This is a genomic window from Clostridioides sp. ZZV14-6387, from assembly GCF_020657835.1.
Lineage (GTDB): Bacteria > Bacillota > Clostridia > Peptostreptococcales > Peptostreptococcaceae > Clostridioides > Clostridioides difficile_A.
The window spans coordinates 1-26,233 of the sequence record NZ_JAGWCW010000017.1 but is presented as its reverse complement, the minus strand read 5'-3'; the positions used below and the strand labels follow the sequence as shown (position 1 = coordinate 26,233).

37 protein-coding genes and 1 CRISPR repeat array are annotated in these 26,233 nt (G+C 30.1%); all 37 genes read left to right on the top strand.

The window, feature by feature from the left end; genetic code table 11:
• Positions 1-4: 4 nt before the first annotated feature.
• Positions 5-190 carry a hypothetical protein gene (locus tag KGF38_RS11915; RefSeq protein ID WP_074179353.1) on the top strand — a complete coding sequence of 62 codons (186 nt, stop codon included), beginning with the start codon at positions 5-7 and terminating at the stop codon, positions 188-190.
• Positions 180-623, top strand: a complete 444-nt coding sequence (locus KGF38_RS11910; protein WP_227832415.1) for a RusA family crossover junction endodeoxyribonuclease — start codon at positions 180-182, stop codon at positions 621-623. The genes KGF38_RS11915 and KGF38_RS11910 overlap by 11 nt, the downstream gene beginning before the upstream one ends.
• Positions 624-645: 22 nt before the next feature.
• Entirely contained in the window at positions 646-822 is a 177-nt protein-coding gene (locus tag KGF38_RS11905; RefSeq protein WP_227832413.1) for a hypothetical protein, read from the top strand.
• 104 nt (positions 823-926) lie between these two features.
• Positions 927-1,433, top strand: coding sequence for a hypothetical protein (locus KGF38_RS11900; protein ID WP_074178000.1), 507 nt, complete (start codon positions 927-929; stop codon positions 1,431-1,433).
• A 513-nt stretch (positions 1,434-1,946) separates the two neighbouring features.
• On the top strand, positions 1,947-2,624 hold the full coding sequence (locus tag KGF38_RS11895) for a Bro-N domain-containing protein (protein ID WP_074178001.1): 678 nt from the start codon (positions 1,947-1,949) through the stop codon (positions 2,622-2,624).
• Positions 2,625-2,684: 60 nt separating this feature from the next.
• On the top strand, positions 2,685-2,957 hold the full coding sequence (locus KGF38_RS11890) for a DUF2829 domain-containing protein (protein ID WP_074178002.1): 273 nt from the start codon (positions 2,685-2,687) through the stop codon (positions 2,955-2,957).
• A 111-nt stretch (positions 2,958-3,068) separates the two neighbouring features.
• Positions 3,069-3,362, top strand: coding sequence for a hypothetical protein (locus KGF38_RS11885; protein WP_074178003.1), 294 nt, complete (start codon positions 3,069-3,071; stop codon positions 3,360-3,362).
• 135 nt (positions 3,363-3,497) lie between these two features.
• Positions 3,498-3,665, top strand: a complete 168-nt coding sequence (locus KGF38_RS11880) for a hypothetical protein (protein WP_176702432.1) — start codon at positions 3,498-3,500, stop codon at positions 3,663-3,665.
• A gap of 66 nt (positions 3,666-3,731) precedes the next feature.
• On the top strand, positions 3,732-4,451 hold the full coding sequence (gene terS, locus KGF38_RS11875; protein ID WP_074178004.1) for a phage terminase small subunit: 720 nt from the start codon (positions 3,732-3,734) through the stop codon (positions 4,449-4,451).
• Complete coding sequence (locus KGF38_RS11870; RefSeq protein WP_176702433.1) at positions 4,429-5,682, top strand: PBSX family phage terminase large subunit; 1,254 nt, start codon at positions 4,429-4,431, stop codon at positions 5,680-5,682. The genes terS and KGF38_RS11870 overlap by 23 nt, the downstream gene beginning before the upstream one ends.
• Positions 5,683-5,687: 5 nt before the next feature.
• Positions 5,688-7,127: a phage portal protein gene (locus KGF38_RS11865; RefSeq protein ID WP_074178006.1), complete on the top strand. Its 1,440-nt coding sequence runs from the start codon at positions 5,688-5,690 to the stop codon at positions 7,125-7,127.
• On the top strand, positions 7,117-8,478 hold the full coding sequence (locus KGF38_RS11860; RefSeq protein ID WP_074178007.1) for a minor capsid protein: 1,362 nt from the start codon (positions 7,117-7,119) through the stop codon (positions 8,476-8,478). The genes KGF38_RS11865 and KGF38_RS11860 overlap by 11 nt, the downstream gene beginning before the upstream one ends.
• A 2-nt stretch (positions 8,479-8,480) precedes the next feature.
• Entirely contained in the window at positions 8,481-8,642 is a 162-nt protein-coding gene (locus tag KGF38_RS11855) for a CPCC family cysteine-rich protein (protein ID WP_021374938.1), read from the top strand.
• A gap of 323 nt (positions 8,643-8,965) precedes the next feature.
• Entirely contained in the window at positions 8,966-9,598 is a 633-nt protein-coding gene (locus KGF38_RS11850) for a hypothetical protein (protein WP_074178009.1), read from the top strand.
• A gap of 55 nt (positions 9,599-9,653) precedes the next feature.
• Positions 9,654-9,884, top strand: coding sequence for a hypothetical protein (locus tag KGF38_RS11845; protein WP_074178010.1), 231 nt, complete (start codon positions 9,654-9,656; stop codon positions 9,882-9,884).
• 45 nt (positions 9,885-9,929) lie between these two features.
• Complete coding sequence (locus KGF38_RS11840; protein WP_074178011.1) at positions 9,930-10,493, top strand: phage scaffolding protein; 564 nt, start codon at positions 9,930-9,932, stop codon at positions 10,491-10,493.
• Positions 10,494-10,504: 11 nt separating this feature from the next.
• Entirely contained in the window at positions 10,505-11,395 is an 891-nt protein-coding gene (locus KGF38_RS11835; protein WP_074178012.1) for a capsid protein, read from the top strand.
• 18 nt (positions 11,396-11,413) lie between these two features.
• Positions 11,414-11,707 (top strand): hypothetical protein, encoded by a 294-nt coding sequence (locus KGF38_RS11830; RefSeq protein ID WP_227832412.1) that lies wholly within the window; start codon positions 11,414-11,416, stop codon positions 11,705-11,707.
• A gap of 9 nt (positions 11,708-11,716) precedes the next feature.
• Positions 11,717-12,127, top strand: a complete 411-nt coding sequence (locus KGF38_RS11825) for a hypothetical protein (RefSeq protein ID WP_074178013.1) — start codon at positions 11,717-11,719, stop codon at positions 12,125-12,127.
• Complete coding sequence (locus KGF38_RS11820) at positions 12,121-12,468, top strand: hypothetical protein (protein WP_074178014.1); 348 nt, start codon at positions 12,121-12,123, stop codon at positions 12,466-12,468. Before KGF38_RS11825 ends, KGF38_RS11820 begins: the two co-directional genes overlap by 7 nt.
• Positions 12,468-12,893, top strand: coding sequence for an HK97 gp10 family phage protein (locus tag KGF38_RS11815; RefSeq protein WP_074178015.1), 426 nt, complete (start codon positions 12,468-12,470; stop codon positions 12,891-12,893). Before KGF38_RS11820 ends, KGF38_RS11815 begins: the two co-directional genes overlap by 1 nt.
• Positions 12,886-13,323 (top strand): DUF6838 family protein, encoded by a 438-nt coding sequence (locus KGF38_RS11810; RefSeq protein WP_074178016.1) that lies wholly within the window; start codon positions 12,886-12,888, stop codon positions 13,321-13,323. The genes KGF38_RS11815 and KGF38_RS11810 overlap by 8 nt, the downstream gene beginning before the upstream one ends.
• Entirely contained in the window at positions 13,307-13,492 is a 186-nt protein-coding gene (locus KGF38_RS11805; protein ID WP_227832411.1) for a hypothetical protein, read from the top strand. Before KGF38_RS11810 ends, KGF38_RS11805 begins: the two co-directional genes overlap by 17 nt.
• A complete protein-coding gene (locus KGF38_RS11800) occupies positions 13,493-14,803 on the top strand; it encodes a phage tail sheath family protein (RefSeq protein ID WP_074178017.1) in 1,311 nt (436 codons plus the stop codon).
• Between the two features lie 17 nt (positions 14,804-14,820).
• A complete protein-coding gene (locus KGF38_RS11795; RefSeq protein ID WP_022620900.1) occupies positions 14,821-15,297 on the top strand; it encodes a phage tail tube protein in 477 nt (158 codons plus the stop codon).
• 52 nt (positions 15,298-15,349) lie between these two features.
• Positions 15,350-15,607, top strand: a complete 258-nt coding sequence (locus KGF38_RS11790) for a hypothetical protein (protein WP_074178018.1) — start codon at positions 15,350-15,352, stop codon at positions 15,605-15,607.
• A gap of 4 nt (positions 15,608-15,611) precedes the next feature.
• Positions 15,612-16,052: a phage tail assembly chaperone gene (locus KGF38_RS11785; RefSeq protein ID WP_227832408.1), complete on the top strand. Its 441-nt coding sequence runs from the start codon at positions 15,612-15,614 to the stop codon at positions 16,050-16,052.
• Positions 16,053-16,374: 322 nt separating this feature from the next.
• On the top strand, positions 16,375-16,533 hold the full coding sequence (locus KGF38_RS11780) for a type I toxin-antitoxin system toxin (RefSeq protein ID WP_021369367.1): 159 nt from the start codon (positions 16,375-16,377) through the stop codon (positions 16,531-16,533).
• A 279-nt stretch (positions 16,534-16,812) separates the two neighbouring features.
• Positions 16,813-17,362: a CRISPR direct-repeat array (repeat unit 29 nt; unit sequence ATTTTATATTAACTATGTGGTATGTAAAG).
• Positions 17,363-17,555: 193 nt separating this feature from the next.
• Positions 17,556-18,071, top strand: a complete 516-nt coding sequence (locus tag KGF38_RS11775) for a zinc ribbon domain-containing protein (RefSeq protein WP_021368244.1) — start codon at positions 17,556-17,558, stop codon at positions 18,069-18,071.
• Between the two features lie 65 nt (positions 18,072-18,136).
• Positions 18,137-20,530 carry a tape measure protein gene (locus KGF38_RS11770; RefSeq protein WP_227832406.1) on the top strand — a complete coding sequence of 798 codons (2,394 nt, stop codon included), beginning with the start codon at positions 18,137-18,139 and terminating at the stop codon, positions 20,528-20,530.
• 16 nt (positions 20,531-20,546) lie between these two features.
• On the top strand, positions 20,547-21,236 hold the full coding sequence (locus KGF38_RS11765) for a LysM peptidoglycan-binding domain-containing protein (protein WP_227832405.1): 690 nt from the start codon (positions 20,547-20,549) through the stop codon (positions 21,234-21,236).
• Positions 21,229-23,199 carry an NlpC/P60 family protein gene (locus KGF38_RS11760; RefSeq protein WP_227832404.1) on the top strand — a complete coding sequence of 657 codons (1,971 nt, stop codon included), beginning with the start codon at positions 21,229-21,231 and terminating at the stop codon, positions 23,197-23,199. Before KGF38_RS11765 ends, KGF38_RS11760 begins: the two co-directional genes overlap by 8 nt.
• 13 nt (positions 23,200-23,212) lie before the next feature.
• Positions 23,213-23,473 (top strand): DUF2577 domain-containing protein, encoded by a 261-nt coding sequence (locus KGF38_RS11755; protein WP_227832402.1) that lies wholly within the window; start codon positions 23,213-23,215, stop codon positions 23,471-23,473.
• A gap of 4 nt (positions 23,474-23,477) precedes the next feature.
• Positions 23,478-23,897, top strand: coding sequence for a DUF2634 domain-containing protein (locus KGF38_RS11750; protein WP_227832400.1), 420 nt, complete (start codon positions 23,478-23,480; stop codon positions 23,895-23,897).
• Complete coding sequence (locus KGF38_RS11745) at positions 23,898-24,947, top strand: baseplate J/gp47 family protein (RefSeq protein ID WP_227832398.1); 1,050 nt, start codon at positions 23,898-23,900, stop codon at positions 24,945-24,947.
• Positions 24,940-25,557, top strand: coding sequence for a YmfQ family protein (locus KGF38_RS11740; RefSeq protein ID WP_227832396.1), 618 nt, complete (start codon positions 24,940-24,942; stop codon positions 25,555-25,557). Before KGF38_RS11745 ends, KGF38_RS11740 begins: the two co-directional genes overlap by 8 nt.
• A gap of 26 nt (positions 25,558-25,583) precedes the next feature.
• On the top strand, positions 25,584-26,233 hold a 650-nt coding region (locus KGF38_RS11735), incomplete at its 3' end, for a phage tail protein (RefSeq protein WP_227832393.1).

Genomic DNA, 26,233 nt, shown 5'->3' with positions numbered 1-26,233 from the left:
GTTTATGAAACGAAGAAGATGCAGTTGGTGTGGCAAGTTATTTTACATTAAGGAAGACTCTAAGGCAGTTTGTTGTTGCAAGAAATGTGAGAGAAAAGCGAGCAAAACAAGAGAAAATATTCGCGGTACGAATAAAAATGATGGAAAAGGTTGCAATGACTTGATAAAAGGAGATAAATTTGAAAGTTAATTTTACGATAGATGGAGAGCCAAAAGCAAAAGCACGTCCTAGAATGAGTACAGCAACTGGTAAAGCATACACAGCCGAACAAACTGTACTTTATGAAAATTGGATTAGACTTATGTACAATTCTACAGTAAAACATTTCTTTGAAGGCAATGTGAAAATGACAGTTATTTGTTACTTTGACATTACTAAAAAAGATAGAGAAGCACTACAGAAAAATAAGGTAAATACTAAAGCGTATAAGAATGCTATAGACAAGGTAGAAGGGTTAATAAGACCAAACAAAAAACCCGACTTAGACAATATAATTAAGTCTGTAGCTGACAGTTTAAATGGTATCGCATACAAAGATGATTCTCAAATAGTAGAAGTAGTGAGTAAGAAATATTATAGTGATAGACCAAGAGTTGAGGTTGAACTGGAAGATGTTAGTTGAGGAGAATATTAAGGTTAATAATATGAAAAAATTTATTTATATAAATGAATATAGAGTATATATAAGAGATTTATTTAAAATATCAGCTATATACAAAGAAAATCATTATATTAGAGAGTTTAAAAGTGAATGTTTATCTAATAATACTTTAAATGCAGTAATAGAATCTTCTGTAAGAATAGGATTTGGTAGTAAGTAAAAAGAAAAAAAGGAGCATTACTTCACGCTCCTACTTGTCAAAAATATAAAACTTTTATATACAAATATTATTATAACATAAATAATTGATAGGAGTGTGTGAGTATGTCTAAAACTAAAAAAGAGTTTTTTAATGCAACTAAGAAACAACTTTCTAATTATAAACAATTAAGTACAAATATAATAAAACTAAAAAATGAAATACAAATGTTGAAAGATAATTCGGTTGGGGATTTAATAAAAGGTATAAGTTATGATAGTGTCAAAACAGGTAAAACAAACAAAACTAGTAATATGATTGAGGATGCTATTGTTAATATATCAGACTTAATAACAGAAAAAGAAATAGAGCTATATGAAGCAGAAATAATTAAATCCACAATAGATTTAGCTATAAGGAATTTAAAACCTATACACAGACAAATTATTGAACTTAAATATATAGATGGTTTAATGTGGCAGGAAATAGTTGATATAGTACATTTAGAAGAAAGACAATTAAGTATAAGAGCTGGTCAAGCAATAAGTTCAATATCAATAGCATTATTTGGAAAGAAAGCATTAATAGAGCAGGAACCACTTTTTGAATTGTTAGATTACAAACTAAATTAAAACTATAGCTACTTTTGAGTGCTGGAAATGTGCAGGTTTTTTTGTTTTAGACATGAGATAATAGTATTGTGGAAATGAAAGATTTCCCTCTCAAAACTTAATAACTGGCTAGGGTTAAGGGATTGCCCTAGTCACTACGAACAGACTAGGCAGGGCATGAGGATGCCGTTAGTTCAATTCTAACTATGTTCAAAATCTATTGATACACTATATTAAGTATTTGAATTGAGATTAAAATCTCATACAATTTTGTATCTTAATTCAGAGGTCTAAAAATTGGGTGGGGCTTGGTAACCTCACTCACCATGCAAGGACTGGTGTTTAATCTAGGTTCGATTCCTAGAACTTGCTCCCTTATAATATATATCCCCAACTAAAAAGGCTTAGATTAACTTCTAGGTCTTTTTTATGCAAAAATTTAATAAGTTTTAGATATCAGTAATTCTGATAACAGAAAATAAGGGTGTTCAATTTGAGCACCCTTTATTAATAACTAATTTAGGAGGTAGTAGTATGTTGAAAATTTTACAAGAGAAAAATGTAAAGATGATATGGTCAAAAGATGGAGAAGAAGTTTGGTTTCATGCTGGAGATGTAGGAGAGGAATTAGGCATAGTAAATATTCATGATACATTAAGAAATATAGATAGGGAATATAAAAAGAAATTTAAGGATTCAGATGTCGGAGTTTCCTATAACCGAAATTTTAAAATTAAGTTGAATAATCGTGGAGAAGTATTTGTTACAGAAGAAGCTGTGTACAATATGTCATTTAGAAGTAATAAAGCAGAAGCAAAATTATTTACAAAATGGGTTACAAAAACGCTTAAACAAATTAGAATACATGGTTATTATATTGCTACAGAAAAAGACCAAGAATGGCTAGATATAAGAACAGAAGGTAAAAAGGTAAGAAAAGATTTTACAGATGAAATACAAGAGTTTGTATATTATGCTACTGGTCAAGGAAGTAATAAACCTCAGATGTATTATAAACATTTTACTGAACTTGTGAGAAAGAAATTAGGTATGCCAAAAGGTGTGAAAAGAGATGAGTTAAATCAAAGCGAATTGTTTGATATACAAGCACTTGAAAGAATTATATCTATGAAGTTACCTAAGTTAATAGACAAAGATATGAATTATAAAGAGGTATATAAAAAGATTAAGGAATTAATAGAAATGATTTAAATGACTATCTTGATGGATGGTCTTTTTTTAATACAAAAAAATAAAAAGGAGAATAAAATTATGAAATTTGAAGAAGTATTACCATTATTAAAAAACGGAGAAAAAGCGTTTAGATTAGGTTGGAATGGAAAAGGAATGTTTGTAGTTAGACAAAAAGGGTACCCACAAGGTATTCCATGCAATCTACAAACAGCTGAAGTATGGAATTTAAAAGAAGGGGATTTATTTAAATGCAATCCATATTTACAGATAAAAAATGCTGATAATTCGCATTCTATGTGGGTTCCTAGTACTGGAGATATATTTGCAGAGGATTGGGAAGTAATAAGATAAAAGCATTATTTAGAATTATTTTGTAGTTGTCGAACGATTATTGAAGGAATAAGAAGGATAATGTTAAAAATTATAGAAATATATCTTTAAACTCAAAAAAGGAGAAAACATATGGGATTAAAAATAATTAATAATCGTGAGGCGACTATGCACACAGAGGAAGCAGTATATAGATACCTAGAAAGCTTTGGGAAAGTTACATCAGCTAAAATGACTAGTAATCCTTATAAATTAGTTCTAAAAAACAATAAAGGTGATGAAATGGAAATAACAGAATCATTTTCTGCTGGTTATATGGGTGAAGGTTCTAAGGCTACATGTAAATTATTAAAGAAATGTGGTTTTGATTTTGGAGATGAACTTGTTTTTACTAAGGAAAGTTTCGAATTAAGAAATAGAAGATAATTAAGATAAAGGACACTAACAAGTGTTCTTTTTATTTTAAGTAAATATATTGAATTATTTTGTAGTTGTCGAATACTTTTTGAAGGATATTGACCTTTGAAGTTGAATTTTATACTTTATAAGGAGGTGACTATTATGTCTGATGGAAAAATATGTGTTTCTTGTCAAAGAACAATTGCAGATGTAGCTACAGAACTTACAATAGCATACATGGAAAATGCTTCTTTAACTCCAGAAAAAATTGCTGAAATATATAAGTTATTTTATAAAAATGCAGTTGAGGCATTTAATGGAGAATTCTAAAGGATTAAGGACTCTAACCAGAGTTCTTTTTTTATTCCCAAAACGACAAACAAACGAGGTGGTGATGTGCAAGATGTCAAAGAAAAGGTAAAACAAGATTACCTAAAAGGTATGAAACAAAAGGAAATATCAGCAAAGTATGACATTAGTTTAAACACTTTAAAGTCATGGATTAAAAGATACAATTGGTCTAGTGAAAAAAAGAAAGGTGCACCTAAAAATAAAAGGGGTGCACCCATAGGTAATAAGAATGCTACTGGACCTCCCGGAAATAAGAATGCTGAAAAGTTTGGTTTCTTCTCAAAATATCTACCCGAAGAAACTCAAGAGCTAATTAATGAGATAAAGAATAAAGATAAATTTGATATTCTTTGGGAACAGATAACAATACAATATGCAGCAATAATAAGAGCACAGAAGATAATGTATGTTAAAGATAAGGAAGAAATGATTAAGGAAGTTAAAAAGTCTAAGATTAAAACTAGTGATAGAAAAACAGAAAAGACATCTACTAATTCACGGGAAGAAGAGTATGAATGGGAATTTCAATTTGCATGGGATAGGCAAGCATCTTTTCTTAATGCACAGAGTAGAGCTATGAGTGAACTTAGGAGTTTAATTAAACAGTATGATGAAATGATTCATAAGGATTGGAATTTAGCTACAGAAGAGCAGAAAAATAGAGTTGAAAAGTTAAAATGTGAAGTAAGAGAACTCAATAGAACTGATGATGAAGATGATGAATTAAAAATAGTAATAGATTATGGTGATTCTAATGATAACTAGAGTACAATTTAATCCATCTTTTAGAGAAGCTAACTTTACTAAAAAAAGATACAGAGCAATGAAAGGTTCAGCAGGTAGCGGAAAGTCTGTTAATGTAGCACAAGACTATATACTGAAGCTAGGTGATAAAAAGTACCAAGGAGCTAACTTATTAGTAGTTAGAAAATCAGAAGCTACACATAAATATTCAACATATGCAGAGCTTACAGGAGCTATAAATCGTATTTATGGTAAACAAGCTGATAAGTATTGGAAAACTACTTTAAATCCTTTGGAAATTAAAAGTAAGGTTACTGGTAATTCTATAATTTTCAGAGGGGTTAATGATGCAAAACAAAGAGAAAAATTAAAATCAATTAACTTCTCAAAAGGTAAATTAACATGGGTATGGTGTGAAGAAGCTACAGAACTTATGGAAAGTGACATAGACATACTAGACGACCGTTTAAGAGGTATTTTAACTAATCCTAACTTGTATTATCAAATGACCTTTACATTTAACCCAGTATCAGCTACTCATTGGATAAAAAGAAAATATTTTGACTATAAAAATGATGATATATTTACTCATCATAGTACTTATCTACAAAATAGATTTATAGATGAAGCTTACTATAGAAGAATGCAAATGAGAAAAGAGCAAGACCCCGAAGGATACAAAGTCTATGGGCTTGGAGAATGGGGAGAAACTGGTGGAGCAATACTTAAAAATTATGTCATACATGAATTTCCTACAGAATTTGAATACTTTGATAATATGAGACTGTCACAAGACTTTGGCTTTAATCATGCAAATGCAATACTTAGAATTGGTTTTAAGGATGGTGAACTATATATATGCAATGAAATATATGTACATGAAATGGATACATCAGAAATAATAAGAATTGCAAATAGTAAAGGGTTAGAAAAGAATTTATTTATGTATTGTGATAGTGCTGAACCTGACAGAATTAAAATGTGGAAAAGTGCAGGATATAAAGCTAAAGGAGTCAAAAAAGGACCTGGAAGTGTTAAAGCTCAAATAGATTATTTAAAACAGTTAAGAATACATGTACATCCTAGTTGCACTAATACAATAAAAGAAATACAACAATGGAAATGGAAACAAGACGAAAGAACTGGATTATATCTTGATGAACCAGTTGAGTTTATGGATGATGCAATGGCTGCTCTTAGATATTCTATAGATAATAAGCTTAAAAATAATGGAATAAGCTTCTTAAAGTAAAGGAGGTGTTAAATATTTATATAAGTGAAACAGATTTAATAAAAGCTCAGTTAAAAAAAGAGAGTACCTTTAACCTAATAAAAGTCATAGAACACTACATCTTAAAGCATAGACCAGAGAAATACAAACAAGGAGAAGAATACTATTATGGTAATACTGATGTAAACAATAAGAGAAGATATTATCTCTTAGATGGAGCTAAGGTTGATGATTTTACTAAGGTTAATAATAAAGCAATTAACAACTACCATAAGCTTTTAGTTGACCAAAAGGTGGGCTATAGTGTTGGAAATCCTATTGTATTTAATGCAGATGATAACAGCTTTACTAAGCTTTTAAATGATTTACTAGGAGAAGAATTTGACGATACAATAACAGAACTCTATCTCAATGCTAGTAATAAAGGGATTGAATGGTTACATCCATATATTAATAGAAAAGGAGAGTTTAAATATGTAATAATACCAGCTGAAGAAGCTATTCCTGTTTGGGATAATAAGAGGCAGAATGAATTAGTTGCCTTTATTAGATTTTACTTTATTGAAGATGTGGATGGAAATAAGATAAAAAGAGTTGAATACTATACAGAAAATGACGTAACTTACTTTATTGAAAGAGGAAATAGTTTTGTCCAAGAACTTTTGTATAATGAATATGGAAAATTAACAGAGATACAAGAAGGTCATTTTAGAGTAAATAATAAAGAGCAAGGATGGGGTAAAGTTCCATTTATACCTTTTAAAAATAATGAAAAATGCGTATCAGATTTAACTTTCTATAAATCATTGATAGATATATATGACAATAATATTTCTACACTAGCAGATAATTTAGATGAGATACAAGAGTTTATTTATGTATTAAAAGAATATCCAGGTACAAGTCTACAAGAGTTTATAGATAATATAAGATACTATAAATCGGTTAAAGTAGATGATGGAGGTGGAGTTGATAAATTAGAAATAAGCATACCGATTGAAGCTAAAAAGGAGCTTCTTGATAGATTAGAAAAGAATATAATTATCTTTGGTCAAGGAGTTAATCCAGAATCTCAAAACACAGGTGACAAATCAGGTGTAGCACTTAAATTTTTATATTCACTACTTGATTTAAAATGTTCTAAGACTGAAAAGAAGTTTAAAAAAGCAATTAGAGAGCTTTTATGGTTTGTGTGTGAGTATTTAAAGATAAGTGGTAGTAAGAGCTATGATTATAAAACAGTTCAAATTACTTTTAATCACTCTATGATAATAAATGAAGCTGAAAAGATAGATATGGCAGCTAAATCAACTGGAATTATATCAGATGAAACTATTGTTTCTAACCATCCTTGGGTCGAGGATGTTAATGACGAACTTGAGAGACTTAAAAAACAGGAAGATACTCAAAAAGAGTATGATGATTTAATTCCTAATAATCAAGATGGTGTTATAGATGAAACATAAAGATTATTGGAGGAAGAGATTTGAACAATTAGAAGAAGCTCAAAATAACAAAAGTGTAAAATATTATCTTGAATTAGAAAAGCAATATAAACTAGCTATGAATAGTATAGAAAAAGATATATTAGCATGGTACAACAGATTTGCCAAAAATGAAAGAATATCTTTATTAGAAGCTAAGAAACTACTAAATACAAGAGAACTAGAAGAGTTTAAATGGAGTGTAGAAGAATATATTAAATATGGTAAAAAAAATGCTATAAATCAAAAGTGGATGAAAGAGTTAGAAAATGCTAGTGCAAGAGTTCATATAACAAGGCTTGAAGCTTTAAAGTTACAAATACAGCAACAAGTAGAAGTTTTATATGGGAATGAACTTGATGGTATTGATAAGTTGATGAGGGATATTTATACAAGTGGATATTATCATACAGCCTTTAATATTCAACAAGGAGTAAATATTGGTTGGAGCTTAATGAGTCTTGATACTAATAGAATAAATAAAATTATTTCAAAACCTTGGACTAGTGATGGGTTAAATTTTAGTGAAAGAATTTGGGGTAAGCATAGACCTGCTTTAATCAATGAGTTATATACTAAACTGACACAATCAATTATTAGAGGTGAGAATCCAAAAAATCTAGTAAATGACTTTGCTAAGATGTTTAATGTATCTAAATCACAAGCTAAGAACCTAATAATGACTGAATCAGCTTTCTTTGCATCAGCAAGTAGAAAAGATTGTTTTAACGATTTAGATGTAGAGAAATATGAGATAGTTGCTACACTAGATTTAAAAACATCAAATATATGTAGAGAATTAGATGGAAAAGTATTTGATATGAAAGATTATCAAGTTGGAATAACAGCTCCACCATTTCATTGTCGTTGTAGGACAACAACAGCTCCTTGGTTTGAAGATGAAGAAGGTTACAGAGCAGCGAAAGGAGAAGATGGAAAAACATATTATGTACCATCTAGTATGAAATATAAAGAATGGTATGAAAAGACATTCATAACTGATAAAAAAGATGATATACTAAGTAATAAGAATTGGTTAAAAGCAGATTTCCCAACTGAAAAGAAATTTAAAAAGCATGTAGAAAAACACTTAAATGAATATGGAAATATAACTGCTGAAGAATATCTATCTACTGCAAGAAATTTGTTATCAGAGCAATTAAGTAATGATGTAGAAGGGTTTTTAAGTAAAGATAACTTTTTATTTAAGTATAGAAAGAGTACTAATGATTTTGCTGTTGGAAGAGCTGATGGTAAAATATCAACCTTATTTAAACCAAAGGAAGGATATAATTACTGGTTAGAACAAATGAAAGAATATAAGGAGGTTTAGATATGAATTGTCCAGTATGTGGCAAAGATGTAGATGTATTTGATATTTGTGATAATTGTAATTGGCAAAATAGTGGACCTAAAGAGAATAATTCTAAAGGACCAAATAAAATGTCATTAAAAGAAGCTAAAGAAGCTTATGAAAAAGGTAAAAAAGTAATATAAAAGCACTTGCTAAATGATAAATTAGTAGGTGCTTTTATTATGTAAAAATTTATTGAGAGGGTGATTTGAAATGCTTAAATTATATGTTTTATCAATAATTGTGTTTTGCACAGGGCTTTATTTATTTAAAATGAAGATTGATAGTAATGAGGAATTGATTGAATTACTTAAAAGTGTGAATATCAGAAAAAGAAAAAAATATAATTTTATTTTTCTAGCTTTATTTCCACTACTTAATTTTATTCTTGGTGTGATACTCATACTCTATTCTTTGCTAGTTAGCAATGAAGATATTATTAAATATTTAAGGAGGAATAAATAAGATGGCTAAGTTTAAAAAGAAAGCAGTTGAAGTGGAAGCATTTAGATTAGGTTATGATGTAGAACCAAAATGGTTTATTGAGAATGATAGAGTTTGTAATTTTATGGAAGAAAAATGTATTAATGGACATGTAAGTTGTGATTTAAAGACATTAGAAGGTATTATGAGAGCCAATAAAGGGGATTACATTATACAAGGAATAAAAGGAGAAATATATCCCTGCAAAGCCGATATATTTGAAATGACTTATGAGAAAGTTGAATATACTGCAACTATTGAAAACTTAACAAATTATGCTGAAAATTTAGAACAAGCACATAGATATGTTGATGAAGGGAGTAGCAAGAAAAATAGCTTAGAATTTTCAGCTAAATTGGAACTAGATACAACAGATTTTGAGGAAAATATAAAAAATGCTACAAAAGAAATTGAAACATTCAATGAAGGAGTAAATAGATTAGAAGAAAATTTAAATAGAGTATTTGGAAAAGAAAAACTTAATGAAATAAAAATAAAAATAGAAAGTTCTAAAAAACAACTTTCTGATGAGGATTTGGAGTATATAAGAGAGATAGCATATAAAGATATAAAAGCACGTTTTGCTAAAGAAGGAAAAATTAAGATAGATTATTAGATAAAAGTCTATAAGAAGTTTTTTATTAAATAAAAATTTAAGGAGGCTTATTTTATTGAAAGAGTATATAATTTGGTTTAAAAGTGGCAATAGCATATCTGGAATAGTAGATGAAGATGTTGCTGATAAGTTAATGCAAGATTTTATTGAAGTTGACTCAGATTGTAGGTATTTGAAAGGGTATTTAGATGAAGATGGAACAATCGTAATAGATTTATCACAAATAGAAGCTATATCAATAAATAATTGCAATGAGAATAATAATATTGGTTTTAGTAAGTCCTAGATAGGGCTTTTTTATTTTGTAAAAAAAGGAAAGGAGATATTTAAAATGGATTGGTTAAAAGAATTGCTAGAAGGAATAAAAATAGAAGATAACAAGATTGATGTAGTTTCTCTTCAAAAATCTATAGAAAAGAAAATAAAAGAGACTACAGTTACTCAAGAAGAGTATACAAATATTGAAACACAACTTAATACAGCTAATGAAACTATTAAAAAGTTTGAAGGAGGTATGACAAAAGAAGATGTAGAGAATCTAAAAACAACTTATGAAACTGATAAGAAAACTTTGGAAGAAACCTACAAAAAAGAAATTGAAGAAAAAGACTTTAATTACTGGTTAAATGATGCTTTTAAGTCTGTTAAATGTAGGGATGAAATAGCATTAAAAGCTCATTTAGACATGGAAGCACTAAGAAATAGTAAAGACAGACAAAAGGCTTTTGAAGAGCAAATAAACCCTCTAAAACAAGATAAAGACTATTTGTTTAATGCAACATTAGAAGGTGGAGAGCCTAAAATAGATACTATAACACCAGGGCAAGAGCCTAAGATAAATGATTTTGGTTTTAATTTTACTGGGGTAAGACCTCATGAAAATAATAATAAATAGGAGGAAATAAAATGGCAGCACTAAATTATGCAAAAGAATATTCAAATGTTTTAGCACAAGCATATCCTTATACCTTAAACTTTGGGGATTTATATGCTACAGAAAATAATGGAAGATATAGATGGACTGGTTCTAAAACAATAGAAATACCAACTATATCTACAACTGGAAGGGTAGATTCAAACAGAGATACAATAGCAGTAGCTCAAAGAAACTATGATAATGCTTGGGAACCTAAGGTATTAACTAATCAAAGGAAATGGTCAACATTAGTTCATCCAGCTGATATTGACCAAACTAACCATGTAGCTTCAATAGGAAATATAACTCAAGTATACAATGAAGAACAAAAGTTTCCAGAGATGGATGCTTACTGTATATCTAAAATATATGCTGACTGGACAGCACTAGGTAACACAGCAGACACAACAGTTATTACAACTGCAAATGTTTTAGAAATATTTGATATGATGATGGAAAAAATGACAGAAGCTAGAGTACCGGAAAATGGAAGAATATTGTATGTTACACCAGTAATTAATACACTTATTAAAAATGCTAAAGAAATACAAAGAACAGTAAATATAAAAGATGGAGGAACTTCTTTAAATAGACAAACCACAGATATTGATTCAGTCAAAATAGTTAAAGTACCATCTGACCTTATGAAAACATTATATGATTTTACAACTGGATGGAAAGCAGGTGCAGGAGCTAAACAAATATTTATGTCTTTAGTTCATCCATCAGCAGTAATTACACCAGTTTCTTATCAATTCGCTACTCTAGACGAGCCAAGAGCAGTTACAGAGGGAAAATACTTATACTTTGAAGAAAGTTTTGAGGATGTATTTATACTAAATAAAAAAGCTGATGCTGTACAATTTGTTGTTGAAGCGTAGAAAAGGGAGTGATATATAATGCCACAAGTAAAGAAACTAAATAGAATATTAACAATAGAAGAATGTAGAATAGATGATTTTTTAGAAATGGGATATGATTTGATAGATGAAACTGGTAAAGCAGTAAAGTATGGGAAGTCATTAAATGTAAAAGATTTAGTTGCTGAAAATAATATTTTAAGAAATAAAGTTGAATCCTTAGAAGAAGAAAATAAGCAACTTAAAGAAAAGATAAAAATTTTAGAGGAAGAAAACAGCCAATCTATAGAAAAAGCAGAACCTACAGAAAAAAATAAGTCTAACAAAAAGTAGGTGGATGTCATGAAAAAAGAAGCTGATAACATGATTGACAATATAGAAAAAAGACTTCAAGGGTTTGGATATACTCTAAAGGATGGAGATAAATGGTTAATAGATTTTGTAAGAGAAAAGATAGAAAATATTATTAAATTAGATTGTAATATAAAAACTGTGCCAATTGAATTAAAAGAAATTGAAGTAGATATGATAGTTGGTGAGTTTTTATTTACGAAAAAAAATATGGGTCAATTAGATATAGAGAGTCTTAATTTTGAAGCTGTAGAAAAGTCTATATCAGAAGGTGATACAAAGGTAGATTTTGCTATAGGGAGTGGCTCACAAACTCCCGAGCAACGTTTTGATAGTCTTATAACCTACCTTACTACTTATGGTAAGAATAAAATATTAACCTTTAGGTGTTTAAGATGGTAAACAGAACTAGAAAAGCAATAGAAATGATGTATAGAGATAAATGTACTATAGTTGAGTATCAGCCAATTAAAGACCCTGTGACAAAACGAACTAACAATAAAGAAGTAGTTGTATTAGAAAATCAACCATGTAAGCTTTCATATAAAAATATTACATCAGCTACAGATGGAAAAGTAGCTAAACTAGAGCAAACTATTAAACTCTTTATATCTCCAAATATAAATATTAAGGCAGGTTCAAAACTTATTATAAATAATAAAGAATATGCAAGAAGTGGAGAACCTGCTATATATCCAAATCATCAAGAACTATTATTAGAATTACTAGAGGATAAAGCATAATGGCTAGATGGGGTAGTGTTGATTTTAGAGAGTTTAAAAGAGTTTGTAAAAGGATGGAGAAATTTACAAAGATTGATTTAGATAAGTTTTGCAAAGATGCAGCAAGAGAATTGGCAGCACGATTACTTGGAAAAGTAATTAGAAGAACACCAGTCGACACTGGATTTCTAAGAGAAGGCTGGAGCGGAGTAGCTTACGCTAGGTCGCTTCCTGTTTACAAACAAGGTAATAATTATATTATAGAAGTCGTTAATCCAACTGAATATGCAAGTTATGTAAATTTCGGGCATAGAACTAAAGATGGCAAGGGATGGGTTAAAGGACAACATTTCTTAACTATTTCAGAAATGGAACTACAAAGTCAAGTTGATAAGATTATAGAGAAAAAGTTATTAATCTTGTTGAAAGGAGTGTTTGATGCTTAATAATATTATAGATGGAATATCTATTAAATTAGATAAATCATTTGGAAATGAATATACAATTTATAGTGAAGATGTGGAGCAAGGTATAAATGAACCTTGTTTTTTTATTGTTCCTTTAAATCCAAGCAAAGTATCATATCCAAGTGGTAGAGAATTAAAGAAAAATTCTTTTGATGTACATTATTTTCCCAAAAGTGATAATAAGTCATTTGAAATAAATGAGGTAGCTGAGATGCTACTGGAGGAATTAGAGTATATAGAAATTGGTGGAGATTTGGTCAGAGGTACAAATATGAACTTTGAAATTATAGATAATGTACTCCATTTCTTTGTTGATTATAACTACTTTACTATAAAAAGTAATAATACAGAAAAAATGAATGATGTTGAATTATTTGGTGGGTTAAAGAGAGGTGATAATTTTGAGTAAAACATTAAGTAAAGAAGATGACTATAAGTTTACTAAAGAGCAGATAGTTAATTCTAAGAAGTATGTAAATAGAAAAGATTTATTAAATGCAATTTTAAAAGATGATGAATTATATTCTTTTTCAGAAGTAGAAGATATGATAAATAAATTTATGAAAGGAGTGAGTTAGATGGCTTTAGGTGGAGGAACATTTGTAACACAGAATAAAATACTTCCAGGTGCTTATATAAATTTTATCTCAGCTAAGAGGGCAACTAGTTCATTATCTGATAGAGGTATTGTAGCAATGCCAATTGAGCTTGATTGGGGTATTAATGAAGAAGTATTTCAAGTAACCAGTGATGATTTTGAGAAGTATTCAGTAAAGTATTTTGGATATGATTACACTCATGAAAAATTGAAAGGTTTGAGAGATTTATTCAAAAATATAAGATTAGGATATTTCTATAAGCTAAATAAAGGTGTTAAAGCTAGTTGCACTATTGCTACTGCTAAATATAGTGGAATAAGAGGTAATGATTTGAAGATAGTAGTTACAACAAACATTGATGATAACACTAAGTTTGATGTTGTAACACTTTTGGATAATAAGAAAGTAGATACCCAAATAGCAAAAGTTATTACAGACTTACAGGACAATGACTATATTACTTGGAAGAAGGATACAACACTAGAAGCAAGTGCAGGACTTGTATTTACTGGTGGAACTAATGGCGAAGCTGTGACAGGAGCAGAGTATCAAGCTTTCTTGGATAAAATAGAAAGTTACTCATTTAATGCTTTAGGATGTTTGGCTACAACAGCAGAAATTAAAAGTTTATTTGTAGAGTTTACAAAAAGAATGCGTGATAGAGTTGGAGCAAAGTTTCAAACTGTATTATATAAGAAAAGTGATGCAGATTATGAAGGTGTAGTGTCTGTAGAAAATAAGATTAAAGATAAAGATTTAATTGAATCTAGTTTAGTTTATTGGACTACTGGAGCTATAGCAGGATGCGATATAAATAAATCTAATACTAATAAGCGATATGATGGCGAGTTTGATGTTGATGTTAACTATACTCAAATACAACTTGAAGAAGCTTTAAAAACTGGTAAATTTATATTCCATAAAGTTGGTGATGAAGTCCATGTATTAGAGGATATAAACACTTTTGTATCATTTACAGATGATAAGAATGATGATTTTTCAAGCAATCAATCTGTTAGAGTACTTGACCAAATTGCTAATGATATTGCAACACTATTCAATGATAAATATCAAGGTGCAGTGCCAAACGATAAATCTGGACGTATTTCATTTTGGAATGATGTAGTAAAGCACCATGAACAACTACAAAACATGAGAGCAATAGAAGATTTTAAAGCTGATGATGTTTTGGTGGAACTTGGAAACGATAAGAAAACTGTTATAGTGAGTGATGCGGTTAAGATTATTAACGCTATGAGCAAGCTTTACATGACTGTTTCAGTAAGTTAGAGAGGAGAGTGATATAGATGTCTAAAAATATTACTATGAATGTTAGAGATGCTTTAAGTGGTTCAAAAGCTGAATGTTTTGTAACAATAAAAGGTAAAAGATATAATTTTATGCAAGCTATTAATTTGGAAGCAAAAATGGAAAAAAATAAAAGTGAGATGCCGATTTTAGGTAGCATTACAAAAGGAAACAAAAGTACAGGAAGTAAATTTTCAGGGAGTGCAACATTTTATTATAATACTTCTATTTTTAGAGAGTTGTTATATGAATATAAAGAGACAGGTGAGGACATTTACTTTGATATGCAAATTACTAATGAAGACCCTACATCAAGTGTCGGAAGACAAACTATAATACTTGAAGATTGCAATCTAGATAGTGGAATAATTGCCAAATTTGATGCTGATGGTGAGTATTTGGATGAGGATGTAGATTTTACCTTTGAGAATTGGAAAATAGTTGAGAAGTTTAATATAGCGAATGGTATGGAATAAGATACACATTTATAATTTATAGATGTGTATTTTTTATTTATAAGAATAGGAGATGGTTAAAATTAAGGATAAATATGAGATAAAAGATTCAATTTCTTTTGATTATAGCAAGAAAAGACCTATAGAAGAATGTGTAGGGGAAATGTATAGAAAAGCTGGGTTATTTTTAGTAGATATTGCTGATAAACTAGCACTTGATACAATTGAAGGTTCATCATTGAAACCAATTACAATAAAAATTCAAATAAATGAAGATGGTATTGCAACAATAGAAAAAGAAACAAAATATTTAGTTATGGAGGTAGAATAAGAATATGGGAGATTTAAACGCTTTTTTAAGTCAAAATGCAATAAAAGTAGAGAATAGAAAGTATGTGGCAAGTGAAAGGTTTATAGGTGAAGATGGAAAACCAATCGGGTGGGAATTAAAAGCAATAGATTCAGACAGAGATAGACAGTTGAGAAAAAATTCTGCTGTTAGAGTTCCTGTTATAGGGAAAAAAGGAAAAGCAACAGGACAATACACTAGTGAAACAGATTTTAATACTTATACTTTGAAACTGTGCGTAGAAACTATAGTATTTCCAGATTTACATGATGCAGAACTTCAAAATAGTTATGGCGTAATGGGGGCAGAGGAACTATTAACAACAATGTTAACTCCTGGCGAATACACAGACCTTTCAAGTGAAGTAGGAGAGGTAAATGGTTTTGATAGAACTTTTGAGGATAAAGTAGAAGAAGCAAAAAACTAATTGAAGGAGGCGATTATGATGCTAGTGCAGCTCATTATTGCCTTCATAAATTCAAATGGAAACCACATGAATATACAGATTTACCAGACTACGAGAGGGCATTTGTTGCTGCTTCTATAGATATTAAAGTAGAAGAAGAAATAAAAGAAGAAAAAAAGACTGCTAAAGAAGCTAGAAGAAGTAGAAGGAGATAAAATATAGGTAAAATATGTAAGAATTATATGTTATAATATTTTTAGCAAGAAGATGTAATCTACAATTTATAGAGTGGAGTTCATACAAAAGATTATCCTCCCAACGTATAGAAGGGAGGTGAGTATGTATGGATAATTTTTTACAAGGTGTACTAGCAAGTTTAGTTGCCAGTTTAATAGTTTACTTAACTAGTAAGTTATTTAAAAAAGTAAAAAGCCACTCAAACACGACTAAGAGTGACTTTGATTTTAAACTTACAATCAAGTTTAAAAGAAATAAACATTAATTTTTAGAACTTCACTCTAGTTTCAAATAGATTGTAGTTCTTCTTGCTTTTATTATACCACAAATTGGTACAGATATTCAAAAATAATATTTTTATGATATAATAAAAATGTAGAGATTTTGCAGTGAGCGATATTTGTTACAAAATATGGCTTAACACTTGAAATCTAAGATGTTGAGGGTGCGTGATAAATGTTATCAATTGCACTACTCATGGTTCACTGCAAATTTGAGAGAGATGTGTATGTGTAGGTATTGGAAATGCTAAGTTTATTTTGGGGTTTTAGATTAACTATGTGGTATGTAAAGACTATAGCTCCTGCTTCTCCAAATAAGATTCCTCCCGCATTTTATATTAACTATGTGGTATGTAAAGTCAGAAAGTTGACCATCATTTATCATGTTTAAAATTTTATATTAACTATGTGGTATGTAAAGTTTATCTAGTGCGTCCAACTCTTTTTTTATACTTGCATTTTATATTAACTATGTGGTATGTAAAGAATGTAATTCCTTGAACAAAGTCTGAAAAGAAATCAATTTTATATTAACTATGTGGTATGTAAAGATAGTACTTGGAGTTGCAGCTGCGATGTTAGTGTATAATTTTATATTAACTATGTGGTATGTAAAGATACTAGGTCGACATTTCTTTTTTCTATATTATCTTTATTTTATATTAACTATGTGGTATGTAAAGTTTAATACATCATTATTACCTTTTTTAACTTTATACTATTTTATATTAACTATGTGGTATGTAAAGTGCGTTAACTGCAATAATGCTGAACTCATTTCTTGATTTTATATTAACTATGTGGTATGTGAATTCAAAAATACGTATTGATGTTTGTATTGTAGCCATTTCGTTTTATATTAACTACGTGGACTTAAAATTAAAAATAATTAAAAAACACTTACTCAGGTAGGTGTTTTTTATTGAAAGGATGTGATAATAATGTAAAAATTTTACGTATATAGTATAATAGTGCTATAAAATAAGTATTATGTGAGGTGATTGTTGTGTTTTGTTCAAATTGTGGTTATGAGATAACTGGTGCAGGCAAATTTTGCTCAAATTGTGGAACAGCTACATTAGCAGATAAAGTTAACAATGATGATTTATTTATAAATGTTCATGGAAAAGAATTAAATCTGACTAATATTTATAAAGAAACTAAAGGAGATAAAATCTTAGCAATTGATATTGCAATGAAGTTACTAGGGCTGGACATAAAAGAGTGTAAAAATATTATATATCCAGCTTTTAAAGAATTAAGTGAAAAAATAAATATCGAAGAGGAAAAAGAGATATTGAGGGAAGATGAGTATAAACAAACTAATGTACTTGAAGATGATGTTGCTCGTTGCCCTAGGTGTGGCTCTGTTTCATTGTCTGCTCATAAGAAAGGTTTTGGCATAGGAAAAGCTGTAGCAGGGGCTACTATAGCAGGAGGCATTGGTTTAGTAGCTGGAAATTTAGGAGCAAAGAAAGTTAGAGTTACATGTTTGAGCTGTGGTAAACAGTTTTGGGCATAAATAATAAACACTTACTAATGTAGGTGTTTTTTTTATATGGAAATTTATGAAAGGAGAGTGAGAAAATGGCAACGATACAAACTTCAATAAAGATTTTCGACGGAATGACACCTGCATTTCGCAATATGACTACATCTATTAACACCACGATTAATAGCTTGGAGAGGTTACAACAAAGGTTGCACAATCCCTTGAATACAGGTGGTATACAAGCATCTCAACAAAGTTTGAATAACATAGAAAGTATTCTCACAAGGATAGAACAGAAAATTGGAAGAAATACAAATGAACAAGAAAACTTTAATAATAAGATAAAGCAAGGAAGTGAAGCAAGTTCTATATTAGTATCTAAACTCAAAAGTTTAGCTGGTATATATATTGGAATAAAAGGAATAGAAAGCATTACAAAAGCGGCAGATACAATTGCAAGTACAAAAGCACGTTTAAATTTAATGAACGACGGATTACAGACAACAGAACAATTAAACAAGATGATTTATTTGTCTGCTCAAAGTGCTAGAGCTAGTTATGCAGATACAGCAGCACAAGTATCTAAGTTGGGAATACTTGCAGGAGAAGCTTTTGGAAGTAGTGCAGAAGTTGTAAAATTTGCAGAGTTAATGAATAAGAGTTTCGTAATTGGAGGAACATCAGCATCAGAAGCTAGTGCAGCAATGTATCAGTTAACGCAAGCTATGGCAGCAGGAAAATTGCAAGGTGATGAATTTAGGTCTATCATGGAAAATGCACCACTTCTAGCTACTAAAATAGCTGAATCTATGGGTAAGGGTAAAGAAGCACTAAAAGATTTGTCTCGAACAGGTGCTATTACGGCAGATGTAGTGAGAAATGCTTTGTTTAAAGCAAGTGCTGAAATAGAAAAGAAATTCGAGAGCATGCCAATTACTTTTAGTCAAGCCCTCACAATGATGAAAAATGACGTTTATATGATATTTGGTCAGACATTAGGAAAGATAAGTGGAGCATTGCAAAGCGTTAGATTTAGTGAGATTGTTGTATCTATGCGGAATGTTATGATTGCAATATCTTCAAACATTTATGACACACTGAATATTATAAAAAACATTTTAAATAGTGAGTTTTTCTCAAGTTTTATACAAGGAGTTACATTAGGAGCTGTATTAATAATTAAAGGTCTTGGAGGAATTACTAATGCTGCACTAAATGTTGCTAATGTTTTTGCTCAAAATTGGTCAATTATTGCACCTGCTGTTTATGGAGTTGTCGCAGCTATTGCAACATATAAAGGAATTTTACTTGCAAGTGCAATTGCAACTGGAGTATCGTCATTTGTAAATGCCCTATATGCTTTAGGGGCATATAAAGCTTGTGCAGCATTGGCAGCACAAGAGTTAGCTTTATTTGGTAAAATATCTGCACAAACTATAGAAGCAATGGTAACAGCCCAGGCTACAGCAGCACAATATGGATTAAATGCAGCTTTATACGCTTGTCCACTTACATGGATAGTGCTTGGATTTATAGCAGTAATAGCTGTGGTTTTTGTTGCAGTAGCTGCAATAAATAAATTCGCAGGAACAAGTTTGACTGTATTAGGAGTAATTGTAGGTGCAGTATTTGCAGCAGTAGCAACAATACAAAATATAATGATTGGGCTTCTAAATGGATGTATAACTGTAAACGAAGCTATTGCTAATGGTTGGAATCAGTGTGTTTTTCTCATGAAACAAGCTATTGCAAAAGGTGTAATTTTTATAATCGAGAAAATGGCATCTCTAAATGATTCTGTAAATAATGCAGGAAACGCACTTGGTAAGGCTTTTGTGGCTGGGGCGAATATAGCAATCAGAGGAGTAAATAAGCTTATTGATTTACTAAACAAAATTCCTGGAGTAAATATTGGGAAAGTTGGAGAAGCAACATTCACACCAGTTAAGGCAGATAATAGCGCAATTAAAAAACAAATTGCAGACTTAAACAGATGGGTAGGAGATGCACCCGAAAAAGTGACATTAGAGAGAATGGGCTATAAGGATATTGGAGCAGCATTTGAGAAAGGAAATGCACTTGGAACTAAATGGCAAAATGCTATATCTAATAAATTAAAAGATACTTTTGACATTAACAAGATGCTAGAAGATGCAAAAGATAAATTGGGATTAAAAGACTTATGGGATAAAAATAAGTATGGGTTAGATAATGGCATAGGTTCAAGTGATTTAGGGAAAAGTGCAAAAGACACGGCAGGAAACACTGCAAAAATGGCAAAAACAATGGATAAAAGCCAAGAAGACTTAAAATATCTTAGAGATATTGCAGAACAGGAGACAATAAATAAATTCACAGGAGTCAACATTAAAATTGATATGAACAACACTAATAACATAAGTAAAGATGCAGATGTGGATGGAATAGTTAATGTCTTAACTGAAAAACTGAACGATGCCATGGTTGTATCTGCTGAGGGAATAGTTTAGAAAGGAGAGTGAGAAAATGGCTTATGACTTTTATTTAGATGGAGTACAACTACCAATCGCACCACCCAAGCTTGAAGTCAAAGTGACAAATAAAAATAAGACAGTTGATTTAATAAATGTTGGAGAAGTAAACATATTAAAAAAAGAAGGATTATCTGAAATAAGTTTTGAAGCAGAATTTACACATAATAAATTACCTTTTTGTAGAGGTCAATTTAGAGATGTTCAATTCTTTTTAAGTAAACTAGAATTACTAAAAACTGATTGTAAGCCATTTCAATTTATTGTATCGAGGGAAATGGGTGGAAAAGTACTATTTAATACTAATATGAAAGTATCCCTTGAAGAATATACAATCTTAGAAGACGCCGACAATGGCTCAGATACAAAAGTTTCAATAAAATTAAAACAATATAGAGATTATTCAACTAAAAAGTTAGTTCCTGCTGCACCTAAAAACGAGACAGGTAGACCTAATGTAAAAATAGAGCCAAAACGAGTTGATTCAGTCAATGCACCAAATGCTAAAACATACACAGTCAAGGCAGGTGATAGTTTATGGTCAATCTGTCAAAAACAACTTGGAAATGGGTCACTATATAAGAAAGTATATGAGTTAAATAAAACTATGATGGATAAAGCTAATAAGAATAAAAACTTAAGTAAATATACTATTTACAAAGGGCAGGTGTTAAAACTTGGCTGATGAATTAGTTCTAGCAAATGATAGAGATATAAGATTAGTTATTGCACATTGGGAAGACTTTTATGAACCAGTTGTTTTAGATGGTATCACATGGGAGATAGAAAGAAGAGGAACACCTTCTAAGTTAGAGTTTACTATAGTAATGGATGATATACTACAGTTTTGTGAAGGTAATTCAGTTCGTTTATATTTTAAAGGAACAGGCGTATTTTATGGATATATATTTCAAAAGAAAAGAGATAAGGAAAATCACATCAAGATAGTTGCATATGACCAGTTAAGATACTTTAAGAATAAAGATACTTATGTATATAGTAATAAAACTGCAAGTGAACTTATAAAAATGTTGTCAAAAGATTTTAATTTAAAATACAATGTAATAGAAGATACAAAATATAAAATATCTAGGATAGAAGAAAATAAAACGCTATTTGATATGATACTAACTGCTCTTGATGATACACTAAGAGAGAAAAAGGAAATGTATGTACTCTATGATGATTTTGGAAGATTAACATTAAAGAATATTGCATCAATGAAATTAGATATAGTTATGGACAATGATGTAATTGAGGACTTTGACTATAATTCATCAATAGATAGTGATACCTACACAAAGATTAAACTTGTGAGAGATAATGAGGATACAAGTAAAAGAGATGTGTATATTGCCCAAGATTCAGCACATATAAGGAGTTGGGGTATTCTGCAACTATTTGAAACAGTAGATAAGAACATGAGTGAAGCAGAGATAAAACAAAAATGTGATATACTTTTAAAATTATATAATAGAAAAACTAAAACACTAAGTTTAAAAAATGTGCTTGGTGATATTAAAGTGAGAGCTGGTTGTTTACTTTTTATAACATTAAATCTAGGAGATATTGAGTTACAAAATTATATGCTAGTTGAGAAAGTTAAACATACTTTTGAAAATAACAGTCATTTCATGGATTTGACATTGGTTGATGGAGACGAATTTGCTTCTTATTCTTCAAGTTCCTACTCAAGCGGAAATAGTAATAATAAAAATGAGAAACAAAATGGTCCTGTACAAAGTACTACAAGTAAAGAAGATACTGAAATGGCTAATAAAATTAATAAATTATTTAAAGGTAAATTATCAGGAACAGGAAATATATTTGTTAAATATTCAAATGCTTATAAAGTTAATCCAGCATTAATGGCTGCTATCTCTATGCACGAATCAGCCAGAGGAACTTCAAATATTGCAAATACTAAAAATAATTTCTTTGGAATGAGAATAGATGGAAAGTATTTAAGTTTTTCAAGTACTGATGAAGGAATAAAAAGAGGTATAAGTAATTTATCAAGAAACTATATCCATACAGGAAGAAAAACTTTAGAAAGCATCAGAAATAAATACTCTTCAAGTTCAGACAAAGAATGGGTAAAATGTGTAAGTTCATTTTATAAACAAATAACAGGTAATAGTTATGATAATTCAAGTGGTACAGGAGTTGGAAGTAATGAAGAAGCGGAAAAGAATTTAAAAGATACAACTTATCAAGTTCAAAATAATAACAATGAGAATACATCAACAAATAATAGTAGTAAAGTAAGTAAAGTTATTCAAGAAGCAAAAAATCAACTTGGTAAGCCATATGCTTGGGGAGGTAATGGTCCAAAGAGTTTTGATTGTAGCGGTCTTATGGTATGGGCGTTTAAGAGAGGTGCAGGTATAAATCTCAAAAGAGTTTCAGCAGACCAATCAAATGATAGTAGAGGAAAATTATTATGTAATATAAATGATGTAAAGGCTGGTGATTTAGTATTCTTTGCATACAATCAAGGAAAAGGAAATGTACATCATGTTGGACTATGTATAGGAAATGACCAGTTCATACATTCGCCAAATACTGGTGATGTAGTTAAAATAAGCAGTTTAAGTGGTAGACAAAAACAAAAACATGATTTTGCAAGAGCTAGAAGATTCTTTTAAGTGAGGTGGTAATATGAGTCAAGATTTATTGCAAGTAATTAAGAAAGCTGCAATGGATGCAGTAGAAACAAGCAATCCAATGACACTTGCATTTGGAACTATAGAAAGCCTTAATCCTCTAAAAGTTAAAATAGAGCAAAAAGCATCTTTTGAAGAATTTTTTTTAATACAAACAGAGACATTCAAAAGATATACAGATAAAAAAATAGGAGATAAATTAGCCTTAATTCGTATGCAAGGAGGGCAACAATACTTGATTTTAGATAGGATGTGATGAAATGTTACCAACAGATAACACTGACTATGATATTGAAGATGTCTCAATAATTAATTTTGACGTAAGACAAGAGCCTAGTAAGACTTTTAAACTGAATATGGAGAGAAATAAAGTAGATGGTATTTGTGATGATGTTGAAGCATTAAAACAGACCATTTTTTTAATTTTAAATACTGAAAGGTATGAGCACCTTATTTATTCTTGGAATTATGGTGTTGAACTAAATAATTTAATTGGAGAACCTATATCTTTTGTAATACCCGAACTTGAAAGACGAATCAAAGAAGCATTAGTGCAGGATGATAGGATTGAAAATGTAGATAATTTTCAGTTTGAGAATGTGAAAGGAAAAGTACATTGTAAATTCACAGTTTACAGTAAATATGGAAATATCAAAGCAGAGAAGGTGGTGAGTGTATAATTGTTTGAATTGATGACTTTAGAAAATATAATTAAAAGAATGTTAGATAGTGTTCCAGATACTTTTGATAAAAGGGAAGGTTCTATAATATACAATGCCTTGGCACCAGTTGCTATCGAGTTGACAGAAACGTATATCGCTATGGATGAATTACTAGACCAAACATTCGTAGACACTGCTAGTTACTATTATTTAGAGAAAAGATGTAAAGAACGAGGAATTACACCTTTACCAGCCACTAATACAATTGCTAAAGGCGTTTTCAATATAGATATTCCACTTGATTCACGTTTTAATTTAGGAGAATACAATTATATTGCAACTGAGAGAATAGCTGAAAAAACATATAAGATGAAATGTGAGACTGCTGGACCTATTTTTGAGTTAGGGCAACTAATACCTATCGAATATATAGATGGTCTTGAAACTGCTGAGTTAACTGAAATATTAATTAATGGAGAAGATGAAGAAAGTGAAGATAGTTTGAGACAAAGATATTATGATAGCCTAAATTCACAGAGTTTTGGTGGAAATATGCAAAACTATAGGGATGAAGTTAATAAACTGCCTGATGTTGGGGGAGTTAAAGTTTATCCAACTTGGGATGGAGGAGGGACTGTTAAGTTAGTAATAATTAACTCTAACTTCAAAGTTCCATCTAGTGATTTAGTTAATTTAGTACAAGAAGAAATTGACCCTATACAAAATCAAGGACAAGGCATTGGATTAGCACCAATAGGTCATAGAGTCACAGTTGAAGGAGTAACAAGTACAACTATAAAAATATCAGCAGAAATAACATACAAGAGTGGCTATACTTGGGAGAATATAAAGACTATAGCAGAGGAAGCCATTGACGACTATTTAAATGAACTTAACATGAGCTGGGAAGATGAAGAGAACTTAATAGTTCGTATATCTCAGATAGAGACTCGCCTGTTAAATATAGATGGAGTATTAGACATTGCAAATACTATGATAAATAGCATTGCATCCAATTTTAGTGTTGATAAAGATTCTATAGTAGTAAGAGGTGAAGTAGTTGGATAAAGAGATTAATTTGATAAATTACTTACCACAAATTTTACAGGACAAAGAAGAATATATAAAAGTATTTAATGTAGATAACAAAGAAATAAAAACATTACATGAAAAACTAAAGGACCTATCAAGTGACCAGTTTTTAGAGGATTTAACACCTTTTGGTATAAAAAGATGGGAAAAGATAATGTCTATAACTCCAAAGTCAAATGAAACTTTAGAGGATAGAAGGTTTAGGATTTTTAGTAAATATATAAGTAAATTACCTTATTCAGAGAGATTTTTAAGGAACTGGCTAGATAGTATAGTTGGAGAAGGCAATTATGAATTAACTATTAATAATGCTACTTATAACATACACCTTGAGAGTGATGCAAGAAATCAAGATTGGTTCAATGAAGTTCACACATTTGTAAGTAGTATTAAACCATGCAACATGACGCTAGATTATACTAGAGTTTTAGTCAGTAAAGATAATTATATGAATTTTGGAGCGACTACTATTACAGGACATGAGATTACAATTTACCCTTGGTCACCTAGCGACATTGAAACACAGGGAGAAATAAGTATACTAAGTGGTAATGGATTTGGATACCAAGAAATAACGATTTATTAGAGATTTATTAGATAGGAGGTGGTAGTTTGGCTACAGAAAAAAGTTACTATACAATATTAACAAATATAGGTAAAGCTAAGATAGCAAATGCAAGTATAGTAGGAGGAAAAGTTGATTTTGTTAAGATTCAACTTGGAGATGGTGGAGGAAATGAGTATAATCCAACAGAAGAACAAACTGTATTAAAAAATGTAGTTTGGGAAGGTAAAGTAGGAAATGTCACAACTGATAAAGCTATGTCTAATTGTTTACTTTTAGAAAGTCTTATTCCTGCGAGTGTTGGAGGCTTTGTAGTTAGAGAAATAGGTTATTTAGATACCGAAGGTAATTTACTCGCTATATCAAAGTATAGGTCAGCATATAAACCTAAAGTGGAAGATGGAGCAGTAATTGACATGAAAGTAAAAACTATCTTTGTTGTATCTAATGTAAATAATATAGAGCTTAAAATTGACCCTACGATAATTTTTGCTACATTAAAAGATTTGCAAGATTTAGAGGCTAAAATAAGCAATGTTAACACTAAAATTGATACAACTAAAATAGAGTTAACAAGCAACATAGAAATTGCTAAGACGGAGATTAACACTAAGATAGGTGATACAACATTACTTGAAACAACAGAGAAAACAAATATAGTTAGTGCATTAAATGAGGTAAAAACTAGTGTAGATAG